General features: G+C 56.0%; 13 protein-coding genes and 5 tRNA genes. 15 read left to right on the top strand and 3 right to left on the bottom strand.

Annotated elements, in window-relative coordinates; translation table 11 throughout:
• Nucleotides 1-114: 114 nt before the first annotated feature.
• From LPW13_RS08175 to LPW13_RS08155, 5 genes are all read left to right on the top strand, one after another.
• Nucleotides 115-3,741: an ATP-binding protein gene (locus LPW13_RS08175; protein ID WP_230438940.1), complete on the top strand. Its 3,627-nt coding sequence runs from the start codon at nucleotides 115-117 to the stop codon at nucleotides 3,739-3,741.
• 161 nt (nucleotides 3,742-3,902) lie between these two features.
• The gene (locus LPW13_RS08170; RefSeq protein ID WP_230438939.1) at nucleotides 3,903-4,352 is read left to right on the top strand and encodes a hypothetical protein; all 450 of its coding nucleotides are present in this window, start codon (nucleotides 3,903-3,905) and stop codon (nucleotides 4,350-4,352) included.
• A gap of 126 nt (nucleotides 4,353-4,478) precedes the next feature.
• Nucleotides 4,479-4,943, top strand: coding sequence for a GAF domain-containing protein (locus LPW13_RS08165; protein ID WP_230438938.1), 465 nt, complete (start codon nucleotides 4,479-4,481; stop codon nucleotides 4,941-4,943).
• A 7-nt stretch (nucleotides 4,944-4,950) separates the two neighbouring features.
• Nucleotides 4,951-5,712, top strand: a complete 762-nt coding sequence (locus LPW13_RS08160; RefSeq protein WP_230438937.1) for an O-methyltransferase — start codon at nucleotides 4,951-4,953, stop codon at nucleotides 5,710-5,712.
• A gap of 88 nt (nucleotides 5,713-5,800) precedes the next feature.
• A complete protein-coding gene (locus tag LPW13_RS08155; protein ID WP_230438936.1) occupies nucleotides 5,801-6,256 on the top strand; it encodes a hypothetical protein in 456 nt (151 codons plus the stop codon).
• Between the two features lie 30 nt (nucleotides 6,257-6,286).
• Here the strand turns inward: LPW13_RS08155 and LPW13_RS08150 are convergent, their stop codons facing one another.
• The 3 genes from LPW13_RS08150 to folD form a co-directional block, all read right to left on the bottom strand.
• Nucleotides 6,287-7,309, bottom strand: coding sequence for a methyltransferase (locus LPW13_RS08150; protein WP_230438935.1), 1,023 nt, complete (start codon nucleotides 7,307-7,309; stop codon nucleotides 6,287-6,289).
• Nucleotides 7,310-7,382: 73 nt separating this feature from the next.
• A complete protein-coding gene (gene rsuA / locus LPW13_RS08145) occupies nucleotides 7,383-8,117 on the bottom strand; it encodes a 16S rRNA pseudouridine(516) synthase RsuA (RefSeq protein WP_241292373.1) in 735 nt (244 codons plus the stop codon).
• Nucleotides 8,110-8,955, bottom strand: a complete 846-nt coding sequence (gene folD, locus LPW13_RS08140) for a bifunctional methylenetetrahydrofolate dehydrogenase/methenyltetrahydrofolate cyclohydrolase FolD (RefSeq protein WP_230438934.1) — start codon at nucleotides 8,953-8,955, stop codon at nucleotides 8,110-8,112. The genes rsuA and folD overlap by 8 nt, the downstream gene beginning before the upstream one ends.
• Before the next feature lie 331 nt (nucleotides 8,956-9,286).
• Between folD and LPW13_RS08135 the strand changes: the two genes are divergently transcribed.
• The 10 genes from LPW13_RS08135 (at nucleotide 9,287) to LPW13_RS08090 (ending at nucleotide 15,774) form a co-directional block, all read left to right on the top strand.
• Nucleotides 9,287-9,363, top strand: a tRNA-Pro gene (locus tag LPW13_RS08135).
• Nucleotides 9,364-9,379: 16 nt separating this feature from the next.
• Nucleotides 9,380-9,456, top strand: a tRNA-Arg gene (locus LPW13_RS08130).
• Nucleotides 9,457-9,639: 183 nt separating this feature from the next.
• Nucleotides 9,640-9,715 (top strand) — tRNA-His (locus LPW13_RS08125).
• Between the two features lie 192 nt (nucleotides 9,716-9,907).
• Entirely contained in the window at nucleotides 9,908-10,522 is a 615-nt protein-coding gene (gene cysC, locus LPW13_RS08120; protein WP_230439174.1) for an adenylyl-sulfate kinase, read from the top strand.
• A gap of 289 nt (nucleotides 10,523-10,811) precedes the next feature.
• The gene (locus tag LPW13_RS08115) at nucleotides 10,812-13,208 is read left to right on the top strand and encodes a DUF6351 family protein (protein WP_230438933.1); all 2,397 of its coding nucleotides are present in this window, start codon (nucleotides 10,812-10,814) and stop codon (nucleotides 13,206-13,208) included.
• A 122-nt stretch (nucleotides 13,209-13,330) separates the two neighbouring features.
• Nucleotides 13,331-13,406 (top strand) — tRNA-Val (locus LPW13_RS08110).
• 48 nt (nucleotides 13,407-13,454) lie between these two features.
• Nucleotides 13,455-13,531 (top strand) — tRNA-Asp (locus tag LPW13_RS08105).
• A gap of 144 nt (nucleotides 13,532-13,675) precedes the next feature.
• The gene (locus LPW13_RS08100; RefSeq protein ID WP_230438932.1) at nucleotides 13,676-14,038 is read left to right on the top strand and encodes an antitoxin Xre/MbcA/ParS toxin-binding domain-containing protein; all 363 of its coding nucleotides are present in this window, start codon (nucleotides 13,676-13,678) and stop codon (nucleotides 14,036-14,038) included.
• A complete protein-coding gene (locus LPW13_RS08095) occupies nucleotides 14,035-14,817 on the top strand; it encodes an RES family NAD+ phosphorylase (RefSeq protein ID WP_230438931.1) in 783 nt (260 codons plus the stop codon). Before LPW13_RS08100 ends, LPW13_RS08095 begins: the two co-directional genes overlap by 4 nt.
• Nucleotides 14,818-14,829: 12 nt before the next feature.
• Entirely contained in the window at nucleotides 14,830-15,774 is a 945-nt protein-coding gene (locus LPW13_RS08090; protein ID WP_230438930.1) for a 1-aminocyclopropane-1-carboxylate deaminase/D-cysteine desulfhydrase, read from the top strand.
• Nucleotides 15,775-15,778 lie beyond the last annotated feature (4 nt).

Here is a 15,778-nt window from a genome sequence, read left to right as displayed (position 1 = left end):
CGCTGCGCTTATCTTATCCCCCTACTGAAAATTTATATTTTTTTCAGACTGCAGGGTGGATAAGCGCATCCACCTTGAAAACATCACCAGGTAAATATCGGGCATTCGAAACGTATGTTTCTGAAAAAACTCATCCTGATCAACTGGGGCAATATTCCCCAGCTCGAGTATGACTTCGGGCCGATCAACCTGTTTTCCGGTGGCAACGGCTCCGGCAAGACCACCGCGGCGGACGCGATTCAGACCCTGATGACCGCTGCGCACGACACACTGTTTACCTTCAACCCCGGGCAGGACGAAACTACCCAGCGCGGGCGGGGAGGCAAGCAGGTGCGCACTCTCGCGTCGTACGTACTCGGCTGTGACGATGGCAGCTATGCCCGCTTGCAGCCCACCGATTGCTATATTGCCGGCAATTTTTATCCTACAGATGGCGAAGACGGCGATCCTTTCACGGCGATCATGGCGATCCGTGCCCACTTGGATACCAGCAGTAAACCCGCTCAGGCGCGCCAGGATAGTCTGAAGTTTTTCCTGCTCCCGGGTGCACAGCTGGCCATCGGCGATTTCATCAAAGAGTACAAAGACGGTAAACATCTACTGCCGCTGGACAAGTTCTACAGCGTGGCGAGCAAGCAGTTCGAGAAGGTTGAGCAGTACGATAAGAAGAAGGCCTATCTGCGCCGTTTGTACGGCGCATTGCGCGGTCGCAAGGATGCTGTGCCGGATCGTGAGGCCATGCACGCGGCGCGCACGTTTGCCAACTTTATGGCGTACAAGCCGGTAAAAAGTATCAATGACTTTGTCGCTCAGGAAGTACTGGAGAAGCGCGATCTGGGAGATGCCATCCGCTCGGTGTCTGAACTGATGAAAACCATACATGGTATGGAGCAGGAGGCCCGGGAAATCGTCGACCGGGTCGATGCCTTGCAGCGCATTGCAGAATCTGCAGATCTCTACCGTGAGCAGTGGTTACAGTTGCGGGTGCAGGAGTACCTGCAGGCCAAGCATCAGCAACTGCGGGTTCAGAAAACCTATGTGGAAGGCAAAAGCCGGCAGAAAGACAATCGCGCGGATCTGGAGCGCACCGCGCAGGAAATCCAGCAGTCAGAGGGGCGGGTTCGCCAGCTGAGTGAAGAGTTGGTTGCGATTCAGGCGCAGCGCCAGGGAATTTCCGCTCTGCGCAGCAAGGATGAGCTGGATCAAAAGATCGCCGACGCCAACAGAACTCTTTCTTCACTGGCATCTCCGCTTGCGGTGCAGCAACAGGCCTTCGCAGATAATCGCACCGCTGCCGGAGAACTGCTTTCCTTACTGAACAGTACCTCGATCGCGTTGGAAGTTCCGGCGTTCAGTGACGGCGGATTGTTGAAGTCCATCAAGGCGGTCGGCCGCAGCGATGACCTGCCAGAGCTGCAGGGCCTATTGGGCAAAGACTGGATTGATCTGTCTGCACAGGAGTCCCTGCGTGAACAGGTCGCTGCAGCGGAAGCGGTGCAGAATCGCCTGGCGCAGCAACTGGCGGATGCCGAGCCCGGCACCGCGACTTTGCGGGATTTGTTAAATGAGCAGGTTTCCCGCGGCGACCTGAAGGTGCAGCAACTACAGAAGCAGCTGCATGCGCAGGAATCCCGGATTCATCACCTGCAGTCCAATCGTGTGCGTTACCCACAGTATGTGGACCTGGCATTGGCGGCTATTCGTGAGCAGTGCCCGCAGGCAGAACCACAGGTGCTTTGTGATTTTGTGGAAGTTGTGGACGATCGCTGGCAGATGGCGGTGGAAGGCTATCTCGGTGGTGCACGATTTTCGATTATCGTGGATCCGGATTACGAGGCCGAGGCCATCCGGATCGTGCGCGGGATGTCCGGGCGTGGCAATCGCGCGCGTGTGATTCAGGGCGAAAAGGCGCGTCGCGATGCGGAGCGTATGGATACGCCGCAGAAATCGATTATTGATTTGATGGCGTTCAGCCACAAGACCGCGGAGCACTACCTGCGGGCGTCGTACGGCACAGTATTACAGGTGCGGGACGCGCAGGAGTTGCGCGGAACCCGCCGTGGTCTGACGTCCGAAGGGCTGGCCAGTGGCAACTACAGCATGTGGCGCAGCGACATCGATGACGGAGAGCTGGTTTTTGGACAGGGTGCCCGCGCCCGAGCACTTGCCGCCCAGCAGCGCACTATGGATCAGTTGCTCGCCGAGGCCGGGCAGATGCACGAGCACCAGCAGCAACTGCGTGCGCTGGCGCAAGCGGTGCGCAGCCTGACACCGCTGAAGCTCCTCGAACATGTCGATGCGGCCCTGGACGCCCAGCGACACTGGCGCAATGCCGAGCAGGCGCTGGCGAATCTGGATCTCGATGACGGCATAGAGCTGGAACAGCAGGCGAACGCCCTGTATGAAAAGCTGGAAGCCGAGCGCCAGCAGGGCGCCAACCTGCAAAAACAGGCGGGCAAGCTGGAGTCTGGCCTCGATACTATCGAGAAACAGTTGAAAGCACTGTCGGCGCAACTGGATCAGTTGGACGAGGCGCTGTCTGACAGTGAAGCTGCAGTGCAGCGCATTGCACAGATCAACCCGGATTTTGATGCCGAATCCACCTTGGAGCGCGCAGACGACCAGGCGGCGCAAGCGGGCGAAAGCTTCGACTTCTCGCAAGATGTTGTCGAGTGGCAGGGGCTGCTGCAGAAATACAGCCACCAGTTGCTGAAGGCAGTGATGGACTACAACAGCAGTTGCAGCACCGGGGATACTTTATCGTTCGACCCGGACTTTGCCGGCGGGCACCGGGAGCCGCAGTTCAAGCAGGTATGCGAGTTGGTGGAGCAGGTGACGACACTGCGTAACCGCTTGAAAAACAATCTACTGGTGGATCGTCACGAACAGCTGCAGGGGCTGAAGAAGTCCTTCAATACCACCTTTGTCACCCATCTGTGTCATGCAATTTATCAGTCCATCAATGATGGTAAGCGGGTGCTGGACGATCTCAACCTGGAGTTGGAGCATCATCGCTTCGGTGCCGATCGTGAGCGTTTTCGCTTCGATTATCGCTGGGTACCGGAGTTTAAAGAGTACTGGAGTTTCTTCAAGGCTGTGATTGAGCTGCCGAACCTGGGGGAGGAGCAGAGCTTGTTCGACGCGGATCTTTCTCCCAAGCACCAGCAGGTGCGCGACAAGCTGCTGAATATGCTGTTGAGTGAAGATGAGCAGGTGGCTCGCCGGGAGTTGGATCGCATCAGTGATTACCGCAACTATCGCAACTACGAAATTTACAAGGAGCCTGCAGGCAAAGAACCCATCGCACTCAGCCAGTACGGCACCGGTTCCGGCGGGCAGCTGGAAACGCCGGCCTATATCATCCGCTCCGCGGCGGTGACATCGGCCTTCCGCTTTAACGATGGTCATAGTCACCTGAAAATGGTGCTGGTGGACGAGGCGTTCTCGAAGATGGATGAATCCCGCTCGCGGGAAGTGATTCGTTACCTGACGGAAACGCTCGGGCTGCAGCTGCTGTTCATTATGCCCAGCAGCAAGTCAGGGCCGTTTATGGACCTGATTTCCAACCAGTTCGTGTTCAGCAAATGTCCGAGCCCGAAACCGGTAGGTGAGTTGCATACCCGGGTGTTTGTTGACCGCAAAGTCTGCAACCGGGAGAAAATTGCCGCACTGTGGGCCAATCACCGTCGCACCATCCGCCAGCAGGCGAGTCTGGAGTTTCTCGACCTGGTAGAGAGCTGAATAGGATGGGGCGGGCGGTGTGGTCGCGAATTGATCTTGCTTTTTAAGCACCAGTTCGCGGAAGATATACCGGATTCCGCTAGTATTTCGCGGATCTTGGGGTTCTGGCTCCAGATCAATAAGAATTCCGGTATACGAGCAATTAAGCAGGGGAGGCTTGAATGCGAAATTTTTCATTACTGGTGGTGATTGTGCTGGCTTTCGGGACCGCCGCGGTGCTCTATGAAAAAGAGAGCCGAAAAGTTAAAGGTGTGCTGTCGCAGCTTACCGACCTGCAGGCCCAAATGGGGGATATGCAGGCGGAGATTAATCGTCTTAGTGGTGAGCTGGAAGCCGTCAGGCTGGCTGAACGCCGCCGCCCCAACCTCAATGCCGTTGCCAGTCGGGTACTTCAGCGAGAGATTGCACGTTCCGATCGTGCGTCAGGGGGCAGTGAGAAAGCGCCGCGAAAGTTGATCAATGGATTGAGGGCGAGTGATGTTACCAGCGTTGGGCCCGCAATACGCAGTCGCGACGATGAGGAAGACGATTCCGACTGGAGCAAACCAACGGTGGATGCGGAGGAGTTTGAGGCACAGGGGCGGGAATCCGTTGCCGATCCATACCTGTAAGTTTCCCTGATTGCCGTTGTCAGATGTTGCCTGTGACGGGATGTGTTCAGCAACCATTGCGCTGTACCATAATGCAGTTGTACTCATACCCGCTTTCGCGGGTTTTGTTTTTTCAGGAATTCACCCATGACACCTTTCTATCAGACTCTGTGTGACCAGCTGGCCGCGTTGCTGTCCGGTGAACGCGACTGGCTGGCAAATACCGCCAACGCCAGTGCGCTGCTGTTTATGGAAATGCCGGATATCAATTGGGCCGGGTTCTACTTTCTGCATGGAGATGCGCTCAAGCTGGGGCCGTTTCAGGGCAAGCCGGCTTGTACCCATATCGATGTGGGGGCGGGTGTCTGTGGTACCGCGGTTGCGACGGGGCAGTCACAGCTGGTGGAGGATGTACATGCGTTCCCGGGGCATATCGCCTGTGATGCGGTATCTGCGTCAGAAGTGGTGGTGCCCCTGTATAATGGCGAGCAATGCCTGGGTGTGCTGGATATTGACAGCCCCACGGTGGCCCGGTTTGGCGACGAGGATCTTAAGGGTATCGAAGCTTACGCGCGGGTGCTGCTGGAGCATTCCGATCTGCCGGTGAGCTGAACGCCCAATGGCACTGATCTGGCACAAGGAGGCCGCCGGCAATCGCTACGAAGTGCGCACCCACGGCGCCAGTGTGCGTCTCTACAGTAACGGTGTTTTTCATTCCCAATGGAACGACCGAGACCCATTGAAAGGCTCCTTATGGGAATTGTTGCTGTTGCCGGTGTTCTTTGTTCCGGCTGCGGCAATTCGTCGGGTGCTGCTCCTTGGTGTTGGTGGTGGCGCTTTGATTCGGCTGTTGCAACGCTATGTTGCGCCTAAATCGATCGTGGGCGTAGACATTGATCGCCACCATCTCACCGTTGCCCGCCGTTTTTTCGGCGTGACTCGCGCGGAGTTGATACATGCCGATGCGCGTGAGTTTGTTGCCGAGTACCTGACGGCTGCGCAACTGCCCGGTCGGGGGGGTGGCGGCTTCGATCTAGTCATTGATGATCTGTTCGGTCATGTGGATGGTGAAGCGAGCCGGGCCATTGAGGCGGATGAGGGCTGGTGCAGCAGCCTATTGGCACTGACACACCGGCACGGCCTGGTGGTGAGCAACTTCGGCAGCCGCAAAGAACTGCTGGCCAGCGGCTGGCGCAAACCTGTAATTCGTGCTCAGCTCGGTAATAGTTGGACTGCTGAGCACCCCGAGTATGAAAACTGTATTGGCGTGTTCAGTGCTCAGCCCCTTGGCCGCAAGACACTGTTGCAACAGGCTCCCCCCGAACTTAATCCCCGCAATCCGCAGAGACGGCTCGACTCCCGCTTGAGACCGTTGCGATAGTCGGTTTTCCCGCAAAGAAAATTCGATTGGCGGGTTATTAGTCCTTGTGCCTATACTGAGTTTAGGCGGTTTTTCCCGGGAAGAGTTGATGCGCTATAAAACCTTGGAAGATGTGATTCACGAGGGGAGGGAATTTCATCAGAAGCTGTGCCAGCAATATGAAATGTATGAGCAGCTGTCCGGTAACGCGCGCGCAGTCCTGCTGCTGGATCAATTGAAGCGGCGAGAAGTTTCCATGATCCACACCCTGGAGAACTTTCAGGACGATATTAGCGAAGGTGCGCTACATACCTGGGTGCAGTTTGCGCCGCCAGGGCGCGAGCAGGAGTTTCTCCAGCGTCTGCGCAATATTGATATCGGGGATGTGGAAGCCATCGGTCAGCTGGCGATGGATATCGAAATGTATCTGGCAGATCAATATCAGGATCTGTTGCAGGGAGCCGATACACCGTCTGCCAAGAATGCATTTGAACGATTGCTGGAGCTTGAGCAGCTGGAAGAGCATACCCTGTCGATGAATCTCTTCAACTTACGGGATTACTGACCGGCGTGCAGCCCGGTCTCTTGCTGCCCGCTATTTTTCCAGCCGATAAACGCAGAACCCCTTTTCCCTGAGAAGTACCGTTGCGCGCTTGAAGTATGGCTGGGCTTTTTTTCCTAGTGGAATAAACTCGTTCACTACAAACAGCGCCTTTCCGTTGGCCGCGAGGATTCTTGCTGCCTGTTGCAGAAATCGATCGGTAAGATCGCCCTCCACCTGAAACCCCTGGTGGAACGGTGGGTTGCAAATAATCAGATCGGCACTGCCACTATTCAGTTCAGAGCCCGCATCGCCAGCTATCACCTGCTCCGGTGGTGCGATGTTGTGGTCCTGGAAGTTTTTTCGGCAGGCTCGCAGTGCGGCGGCGTTATTATCAGTCGCCGTAATCTGGAAGCCTCCCGCCTTGGCCAGCTGAGCGCTCAGGTAGCCGTAGCCACTTCCCAGATCCACGGCCCGCATCCCCGGCTCCAGTGCTTCTTCTGCAAGTAAAGAGGCGAGCAAAGCGCTGCCGGTATCAACCTTGTTCCAGCCAAACAGGCCTGGCTTTGAAAACAGACCGTGCAGTGCGGCGGGCTGTTGCAGATTTTGATAGTCGCTGTCATCCAGCGTCGGTGTATCCGGGTGTGACGTGCCGAGGGCGGTGGTGCACAGGTACTCGCTGCCGTGCTTGCGAAAGCGCTTTGTGGTGGCAAAGCGTTGCGCAGCCTTTTGCGCATAGGTCTTGATGCCGCTGCTTTTCTCCCCCAGCAGGCAAAGTGATCCACCTGACACCAATACCGATGGCGCCTGGTTGATGACGTGGTGCACCGCGGCCTTTTCTTTCGAGACCGGGTAAACAATGCGGGAATATATTATCCCCGGCTCTGCCAGGTCGAAATCATTGAAGACCGCGCGAACGCCGAGGCTGGTCGCGTGATGCGCGATATCCCAGCGATTGGTCAACAACAGACCGGGAAAGGTGACACCCGTCTGCAGTAGCGGTTTACTGTTTTCGTCGGCAATCCAGAGGGTATCTGAGTCCGAATCGCCGATCAGCTGCGCGAGGAGTGTGGTCATCAAGCAAGCGGCCGTATTGGGGCTTTAAAGCTGGGTTTGATGGGTGCGGCTCCAGGATCGGTTGACGATCGTTTCAAGCCGCATCGGGTGAAATAGAACGAATCTCATCATCGGTCAGCACGCGGTACTCACCTTCCTGCAGGTCCTCTTCCAGCACAATATCGCCAACTCGTTCGCGATGAAGTTCCAGCACACGGTTGCCGAGGGCGGCAAACATGCGTTTTACCTGATGGTAGCGGCCTTCACTGATGGTGACGCGCACCTCATTGCGAAACAGGATTTCCAGCTTTGCCGGCTTGGTACGGGTTTTCTCGTTATTGAGCCAGATCCCCTTGGCGAACTTCGCTACCGCGTTGTCTTCGATCGGTTCCGCCAGCAGTGCGTAGTAAGTTTTGTCACACTGATGACGGGGGGAAGTAACGCGGTGCGACCACTGGCCGTCGTCGGTAATCAATACCAGGCCAGTGGTGTCGATATCCAGTCGCCCGGCAATATGCAGCTTGTGTTTGTTCGGCTCTTCCAGCAGATCCAGGACCGTGGGATGTTCGCCATCTTTAGTGGCGCAGACATAGCCCAACGGCTTGTTCAGTGCGAAGTAGCGCGGGCCGGGCTCCAGCAGAGGCTCGTCATCCAGATAAAGGGTGTCGGATTCGAGCACTTTTTTCGCCGTATCGGTGACCACCTCGTTGTTGACGGAGATGCGGCCCTCGCGAGCCGCTCTTTTCACATCCGTTCGTGAGAGGTCAGTCACCTGGGCGATAGCCTTGTCCAGCCGCAATGACTTGGAAGGTGATTTCGAATTAGCCAATCTTGCGCTCGCCGGAATCGACTGATTGATAGATCAGGGTATTGATGGTCATGGGGCCTACACCCCCGGGAACCGGCGTGTACGCGGCGACGCGATCCTTCAGCGGCTCGAGCTCGATGTCGCCAACGCCACCGGGGTGATAACCGGCATCCACGACTACCGCACCATCTTTGATCCAGTCCGCTTTGATGAATTCCGGGCGACCCACGGCACCGACCACGATATCTGCGCGACCGATATGTCCGGCCAGGTCCTCGGTGCGGGAGTGACAGATAGTCACGGTGGCATTGGCATTCAACAGCATGGCTGCCATCGGCTTGCCGAGGATTGGGCTGCGGCCTACAACTACCGCGTGTTTGCCGGAGAGGTCTATGTTGTAGGCTTCAAGCAGGCGCATGATACCTTTAGGGGTGGCGCAGCCGTAGGCTTCTTCTCCCATGGCCATGCGGCCAAAGCCGAGACAGGTCACACCATCGACGTCTTTATCCAGGTCAATGGCGTCAAAGCAGGCGCGCTCGTCGATCTGTTCCGGTACCGGGTGTTGCAGCAGGATGCCGTGCACATTCGCGTTGGCGTTGAGCTCGTCAATCTTCGCCAGCAACTGTTCGGTAGTGGTGGAGGAGGGGAGTTCTACCTGCATTGAGTCCATGCCAACGCGGCGGCAGGCATTGCCCTTCATCTTTACGTAGGTGGCAGAGGCGGGGTCGTCACCCACCAGGATTGTGGCGAGAATCGGTGTCTGACCACCGCTCTTCTCCTTGAGGGCGCTTACCCGCGCAGACAGTTCTTGTTCAGTTTTCTGGGCCAGGGCCTTGCCATCCAGAACCAGTGCAGACATATCAAGCTTCTCGGTTTGAACATTGAGCTTGGCGCGGGAGGCGTTTGCTTCCCGGCAAGCTCGATTTACAGGGTTGAATCGCTGGTCGCAGAAGAGGGGCGACCTCGGTAATGGGGCGGCATTTTCGCACAGGCGGCGAATAATTTCCCCTTCTGGCCACCACTAGCTCGCGTTTTCTGCGTGGTTTGAGCATGTCCTGTCCCATTTTTCGGGAGCTGTGTGCTCAAAGGCTAAACTACTTTAAAAAAGAATAGCTTAGCGGCGTTGACTCCCTCGAAAGACGGCAGTAATATGCGCGCTCTCTGACGGGGGGTGACCCTTTGAAGAGAAACGGGGCATAGCGCAGTCTGGTAGCGCGCCTGCTTTGGGAGCAGGATGTCGGGGGTTCGAATCCCTCTGCCCCGACCAGATTTCCGGGTTTTTTGCGCCCGTAGCTCAGCTGGATAGAGCATCCGCCTTCTAAGCGGATGGCCGCAGGTTCGAGTCCTGCCGGGCGTGCCATTATTCTGATGGGCGCTGAAGACTTGGATGTTCCAGGTCGAGCTTATAGTCGCAAGACTACTCAGGCCCACTGGCAAAACTGGTGGGTGTCGAAACCGCGAAAGCGATTTCGAGCATGTCGGACGTTATGTCTGGCGAGTAGATTGATGTCGCCACAAGGCATCAATTGAAACTTTATCAATGGTGGCCGTAGCTCAGTTGGTAGAGCACAGGATTGTGGCTCCTGAGGTCGCGGGTTCGATCCCCGTCGGCCACCCCATATCTGACCCTCGATGGTCCCCGAAACCCGGCTTTATGCCGGGTTTTTTGGTTCTGGAACTTTATTGTTCTATCTGGCGCCTTTACGGGTAGTGGGGCGATCTTGGATAATGCGCCCTGACTTTTCATTTGCGGCAGGGATATGACCGCAAATTCACAGTGTTTAACGTTTTAGGGGAATAAAGTGACTGAAGTGGTAGAGCGCAAAGCAACCAATATTACCTGGCATGATGGCGATGTGACGCGCGGTGACCGTGCTGCGATGCTGGGGCACAAAGGCGTGACCCTCTGGTTCACCGGTCTTTCAGGTTCTGGTAAAAGTACCGTTGCGGTTGCCGTGGAGAAGGCGCTGATGGCGCGCGGTGTGCTGACCTACCGCCTGGATGGCGACAATATCCGTCACGGCATCAACTCCAACCTCGGCTTTTCCGCTGAAGATCGCCAGGAAAATATCCGTCGTGTGGGCGAGATTTCCAAGCTGTTTGCGGATACCGGTGTGGTGGTATTGAGCAGCTTCATCTCCCCTTACTTTGAAGATCGCGCCATGGTGCGCAAGATGCATGAAGAGGGTGATCTGGCGTTCATGGAGGTGTTCGTTGATTGCTCCCTGGAAGCGGCTGAAGAGCGCGACCCGAAAGGTCTGTACAAAAAAGCCCGCGCTGGTGAAATTCGCGGCTTTACTGGTATCGACGACCCCTACGAAGCGCCGAAAGAGCCGGAGCTGCACCTGCGGACAGATCAGATGACTCTGGAAGACGAAGTAGAGGCGGTCATCAAATCTCTGCAGGAGCGCGGTATCATCGTTTAACGCCTGTTAACGCCTGTGTTTTGACTGGCAGCAATAAAATGCTGCCAGTTGATCCGTTGAGGGCAGGGTTTCCCTGGTTTTGCCCTTGGCGCACCTCATTTGCACCCCCCCGACCGCTTTTCACATCGTTTCATCGCTCCGGCTTCCGCGTTTCGTGCGACCGATGGTTTCTCATATCAAGTCTACTCCCCCGCCATCTTGGCCGCGCTTTTCCAGACGCCACATATACTGATGCTGTGCTTATCCGAATAGTGGGTTTGGCACAAGAATACAGCGTATGGAGGCGTGTATGGCCTGGAGAGAGGGAAAACTCTCGACTCGTATATGGAAGGGCGTAGCCATTTCTTTTGCGGTACTACTGGTTCTGGGGGGCTGGTATGCCTATGAGAAACTCCCGAGAATTCCCGGCGCGCCAAAAGCGCCGGTGGTCGGTGTGCCTCAGGGGGCGCTCGACCATAAGCCCGCGCCTGCCTATAGCGGTGTTCATCCCCGCAAAGCCGGGCGCCCCGCAGAGTACTTTCCCTTTCCAATCACCGTAGGCGAATCCGGCCCGGTAGAAACCCTGTTTTCCGGTCCGTCTACCTATCCATTTCTCTGTGGGGAAAACAAGGTAACCGGTCTTCAGCCGCTGGTGGACAACCAGGGCAAAGAGGGGGTGCCCATTTTTGCGATAGATGATGAGGGGAATGAAACCGATGAGGTCATTGGTTACAGTCGCGACTGTAGTCATAAAACTGCAGTGGCCTATTTTTATCGCAGTACGCGCGACGGCCTTTTTCATCCCTTAGAAGAGGCGCAGGGTGATATTGATCAGGTGACGGTCAATGGCAGGAGCACCGATTTTGTTGTGCGCCTGGAAACCGGCACTATCAATCGTTTCTTTTACGCCATTGCGGTACTGAGGGGTGATAACGAAACGGCTGAAAAGCCCAACGGTAGCAATTGGAATCGTCGCTTGATTTATCAGTTCCGTGGCGGTGTAGGCATCGGCCGGCGCCAGGGGAATATCAGTCGCAGTGACATAGTAGAGCGACGCGAAGACCAGCTGGCCAGAGGCTACGCCGTGGTTTATTCCTCGGCTAACCAGACCAGCAATCACTACAATATCTGGCTTGCGGAAGACACCGCAAGACGCCTCAAAAAGCAGTTTTCGGCCCTGTACGATGAGCCGCTTTATACAGTCGGCGTTGGCGGATCTGGAGGGGCGATTCAGCAATACCTGATCGCGCAAAATGCGCCGGGTGTGATCGATGCTGCTTTACCTTTGTACTCCTACCCGGACATGGTTAGCCAAACGATCTATGTGTTTGACTGTGAGCCGCTGGAGTATTACTTCGATGTCATCGCGGCTGAGGACGAGCGCTGGCGGGATGTTACGGAGCGTTCCGAGATTCTGGGGTTGGCGAGCAATAAAGAGTTTGAGCACCGTTTCCAAACACTGGAATCTATCGCGGCGCTTTTTGATGGCAGGTATAGGGGACTGGCTGAAGGCGCGTCGGAATGTGTGCAGGGGTGGCGTGGGCTGGTGCCGCTGGTGAATAACCCCAATTTTATCCATTTCGATAAAAGCTTCGCTGAACCTATCGCAAGAAATACCCACTGGACGCACTGGGAAGACCTGAAAGACTTTTACGGGACGGACGTTAACGGCTATGCCAACAGGGCCTGGGATAATCAGGGCGTCCAGTATGGTTTGAAAGCTCTGCAACAGGGAAAGATCTCAGTAGATGACTTTCTGCGTATCAATGCCACCATCGGCGGCTGGAAAGAGCCGCAAGATCAGGGCGGGGAGAAGCTCTGGTTTATGAATGGCGATGTGTTCCCGATGGAGTTGTCTGTGTGGAGTGAGCACAACATGAACCTCGGCAGTCTGGACAGTCCCGCTCCGAGAAGTGTTGCCAGTGTAGATGCCATCAAAGGGATCTATCGCTCCGGTCATGTGTTTCTGGGGGATGTGGAAATCCCCATCGTTGACTTGCGTCATTACCTGGAGAAAGAGCTGGATATGCACCACAGCCTGGCGTCCTTCTCCAGCAGGGAGCGTATCCGCCGGGCCCGTGGACATTCGGATAATCAGCTGATCTGGATGAGTCATAAAAAGTTTGACCCGGTCGATGAAGCGCTGGACATTATCGATCACTGGATGCTGAACATTATCGAGCACCCGGAAAAAGGCGTTGCAGCTAACAAGCCTATCGAGGCTACGGATCGCTGTTTCGATAAGGAGGGAAATGTTCTGGCGGCAGGCGACAGCGTTTGGGATGGTAGTTGGAATCACAAGCCGAATGGGGCCTGCATGGACCTGTATCCCATTTACAGCACTTCGCGACAGATGGCTGGCGCGCCGATAACTGGTGATGTGTTCAAGTGCGCGTTGCAGCCATTGGAACGTGCAATTGCCAAAAACACTTACGGCATCCGTACCGGTGAAGTAGTTGATCGCATCGAGGATATGCGGCGTGTTTTCCCGGATGGTGTTTGTAATTACAACGTTCCGGGTGTCGGGCGACCGAAAGACCAGCTGTTGCCTCACGGTGGCCCGGTAACTATTGCCGGCCATCAGGTGCCGTCAGATTATCGGCTTTCTTCTACGGACATCATCGCCGATGATTCGAGTGAACCGGATGAGGAAGAGGTAAGTCCAACACCGGTTTCCGTGTCCGCAGATGGTGCAGAAACCGAGTAGCAAAATAAAGATGACAGAAAATTAAATTTTTGGCGTATTTTTTGTTGACACTAAATCGCACTCGGGTATCATGCGCCTCGCTTCAGGGGGGAACGGCAAACGCCAAAAACTCCAAGCAAATCGGGTGGTTAGCTCAGTTGGGAGAGCGACGGCCTTACAAGCCGTAGGTCACAGGTTCGACCCCTGTACCACCCACCATCTCTCACTCTTACCTGGTAAGAGCACAAGCGAGAGATGCACTACCGCGGACCGGTAGTTCAGTTGGTTAGAATGCCGGCCTGTCACGCCGGAGGTCGCGGGTTCGAGTCCCGTCCGGTCCGCCATACAATGAAAGGCCCTGTTCGAAAGAGCAGGGCCTTTTTTGTGTCTGGCAGTCTGTCGGGCTCAAGCTCGGCTTGATATTGCTATTTGTCCGATTGTGGAATATATTTGGGTCATATGTCCCCGATAACTCACCCGGAGGCAACATGGCAAATCCAGCCCATACCCCTCAGGCCACTGAAGATCAGGTCCTGCTTGAGGCAACCCTCAATACCGCCCATCATCTGGGCCTCAAGAAGAAAGAGCTCAGCGAAATCATCCACTTGGATGATCGCACCCTGCGTCGCCGCAACGGTCTCGCCCCGCAAAGTGCTGAAGGCCAGCTTGCTCTTTTGCTGGTACGGGCCTACCGCGCGGCTTTTGTTCTTATGGGCGGAGAAGAGGGCGCCAGGACCTGGTTTGCAACCGCCAATCGCGCACTGAACGGCGTGCCAAAAGAGTTGGCCCATCGCATTGATGGCCTGGTACGTATCGTCACTTACCTGGACGCCATGCGAGGTAAGGTGTGATCGATCTGCGCGATACAATCCGCCTGTCGGCAACCCGCTTGATCGGCCGCCTGTATCGCATCATCGAGTCCCAGGAAGAAGTCGCCACCAGAAGTCTGGTAGATAGCCTGCACAAGCAGGAGATCCTGGAAAACCTCCTTGAGCAAAGTAAGCCCGCTCGCCTGCCGGGCAGCGAGCACCTGCACTACCTGCTGGCAACCCCGTTCCGCTATCCGCCATTGCCCTGGGGGTCCCGCTTTGGCGGCACTGCCGAGAGTGGCATTTTCTACGGCAGCAAAAACGTTTCCACGGTTCTCTCCGAAGCCGCCTATTATCGCCTGCTGTTTCTGAATGATATGGAGCAGGCGCCCGAAAAAGCGGTGACCAGCTATCACCAGATCTTTTCGGCGAAATATTGTGCAGACCCTGGCGTTCGCCTGCAGGCTGAAGCATGGAAAGAACACTGGCCGGAACTGACGCATACATCCGAGTATCGATTCTGTCAGCACTTGGGAGCGCAAATGCGTGAGTGCAGTATTCAAGGCGTGGAAGCCCCCTCGGCCAGAGCACTGAGTGCGGGTATTGCCAGCCTGCCCATCGACAGCTCCGAAGGCGTCAATGTCGCGCTGTTCGAGCCCCAGGCCCTGCTGCGCCGTCCCCCGACAATCGAAGCGGAAGTGACCGCCGAATCTACCCCTGACAGCGTCTCCTTTCTGGTGAAGTCTGGGGACCGGGTGGAAACCAAAAGCTTCGAGCGCTCTCAGTTTATGGCTGCGGGTAAACTACCTCAGCCCGCATAGCCTCTCACCCACATGATCCGTTACCTCACCGAACTGAGTCTCGAAGCCTTTATCGAAGCCGCCCGCAATGTCCCCTACCAGCAGATTAACTCCGACCTATTCCCCGGCATCGACCTCTGGATCCGCCGTGACGACCTCATCGACCCACTGATCTCTGGCAACAAGGCCTACAAACTGATCTACAACCTGCTGGAAGCAAGAGACCGCGGACTCGATACCATCATCACCTGCGGCGGCGCCTGGTCAAATCATATACACGCCACCGCCGCGGCGGGGCTGCGTTTCGGTTTCAAAACCGTCGGTATCATCCGCGGCCACCGCCCGCCGGTGCTGAGCGCCATGTTGCAGGATGCGGAGCGGTTTGGGATGGAGCTGCGGTTTGTTTCGCGGCTTGATTATAAGAAGCGGAATGATGCCGGCTTTCTGGCAGGGATTGGATTGGGAGATGTTGCGGGGTGGTTTGTGCCGGAGGGTGGGGCGAACTTACAGGGGGCGAGAGGTATTCAGTTACTTGGCAAGGCTATTGAGCAAACCAAGCCGATAGACTTTGAAGAATGTTGGGTTGCCTGTGGGACAGGGCTCACACTGGGAGCGCTCGCCTCTGGCATGAAAGAACCTACCAAGTTGGTAGGTGTCCCTGTATTGAAGGCGGAGCCTGCGATCAGGGAAGAGGCTAATCAATGGGCCTCTACTAATAATCAGAATGATCGTTTTAGCCTGATCAAAGGAGCCCACCACGGTGGCTACGGAAAAAGCAGCTCTATATTGGAGGTATTCCAGTGTGCTCTTGAGAGCCAGGAGAGCCTTGTGCTGGAGCATGTGTACACCGCGAAGATTGCTTATGCACTGGCAGAGCAATCTCGCATGACTACGTCAGGAAAAGGTTTGGGCGCCAAAAAGGGAGTCCTTCTGCTGCATACGGGTGGGTTGCAGGGAGCGAGAGGGGTGGTTAAATAACAAT

It is taken from the genome of Microbulbifer celer (assembly GCF_020991125.1).
In the GTDB taxonomy this organism is placed as follows: Bacteria; Pseudomonadota; Gammaproteobacteria; order Pseudomonadales; family Cellvibrionaceae; genus Microbulbifer; species Microbulbifer celer.
The sequence above is the reverse complement of the archived record's forward strand: the minus strand, read 5'-3'. Positions and strand labels throughout refer to the sequence as shown.

What these genes read in the sequence shown, in the direction of transcription:
- LPW13_RS08175 (WP_230438940.1), top strand. Translation starts at nt 115, where the DNA reads ATGTTTCTGAAAAAACTCATCCTGATCAACTGGGGCAATATTCCCCAG.
- LPW13_RS08170 (WP_230438939.1), top strand. Translation starts at nt 3,903, where the DNA reads ATGCGAAATTTTTCATTACTGGTGGTGATTGTGCTGGCTTTCGGGACC.
- LPW13_RS08165 (WP_230438938.1), top strand. Translation starts at nt 4,479, where the DNA reads ATGACACCTTTCTATCAGACTCTGTGTGACCAGCTGGCCGCGTTGCTG.
- LPW13_RS08160 (WP_230438937.1), top strand. Translation starts at nt 4,951, where the DNA reads ATGGCACTGATCTGGCACAAGGAGGCCGCCGGCAATCGCTACGAAGTG.
- LPW13_RS08155 (WP_230438936.1), top strand. Translation starts at nt 5,801, where the DNA reads ATGCGCTATAAAACCTTGGAAGATGTGATTCACGAGGGGAGGGAATTT.
- LPW13_RS08150 (WP_230438935.1), bottom strand. Translation starts at nt 7,309, where the DNA reads ATGACCACACTCCTCGCGCAGCTGATCGGCGATTCGGACTCAGATACC.
- folD (WP_230438934.1), bottom strand. Translation starts at nt 8,955, where the DNA reads ATGTCTGCACTGGTTCTGGATGGCAAGGCCCTGGCCCAGAAAACTGAA.
- LPW13_RS08115 (WP_230438933.1), top strand. Translation starts at nt 10,812, where the DNA reads ATGGCCTGGAGAGAGGGAAAACTCTCGACTCGTATATGGAAGGGCGTA.
- LPW13_RS08100 (WP_230438932.1), top strand. Translation starts at nt 13,676, where the DNA reads ATGGCAAATCCAGCCCATACCCCTCAGGCCACTGAAGATCAGGTCCTG.
- LPW13_RS08090 (WP_230438930.1), top strand. Translation starts at nt 14,830, where the DNA reads ATGATCCGTTACCTCACCGAACTGAGTCTCGAAGCCTTTATCGAAGCC.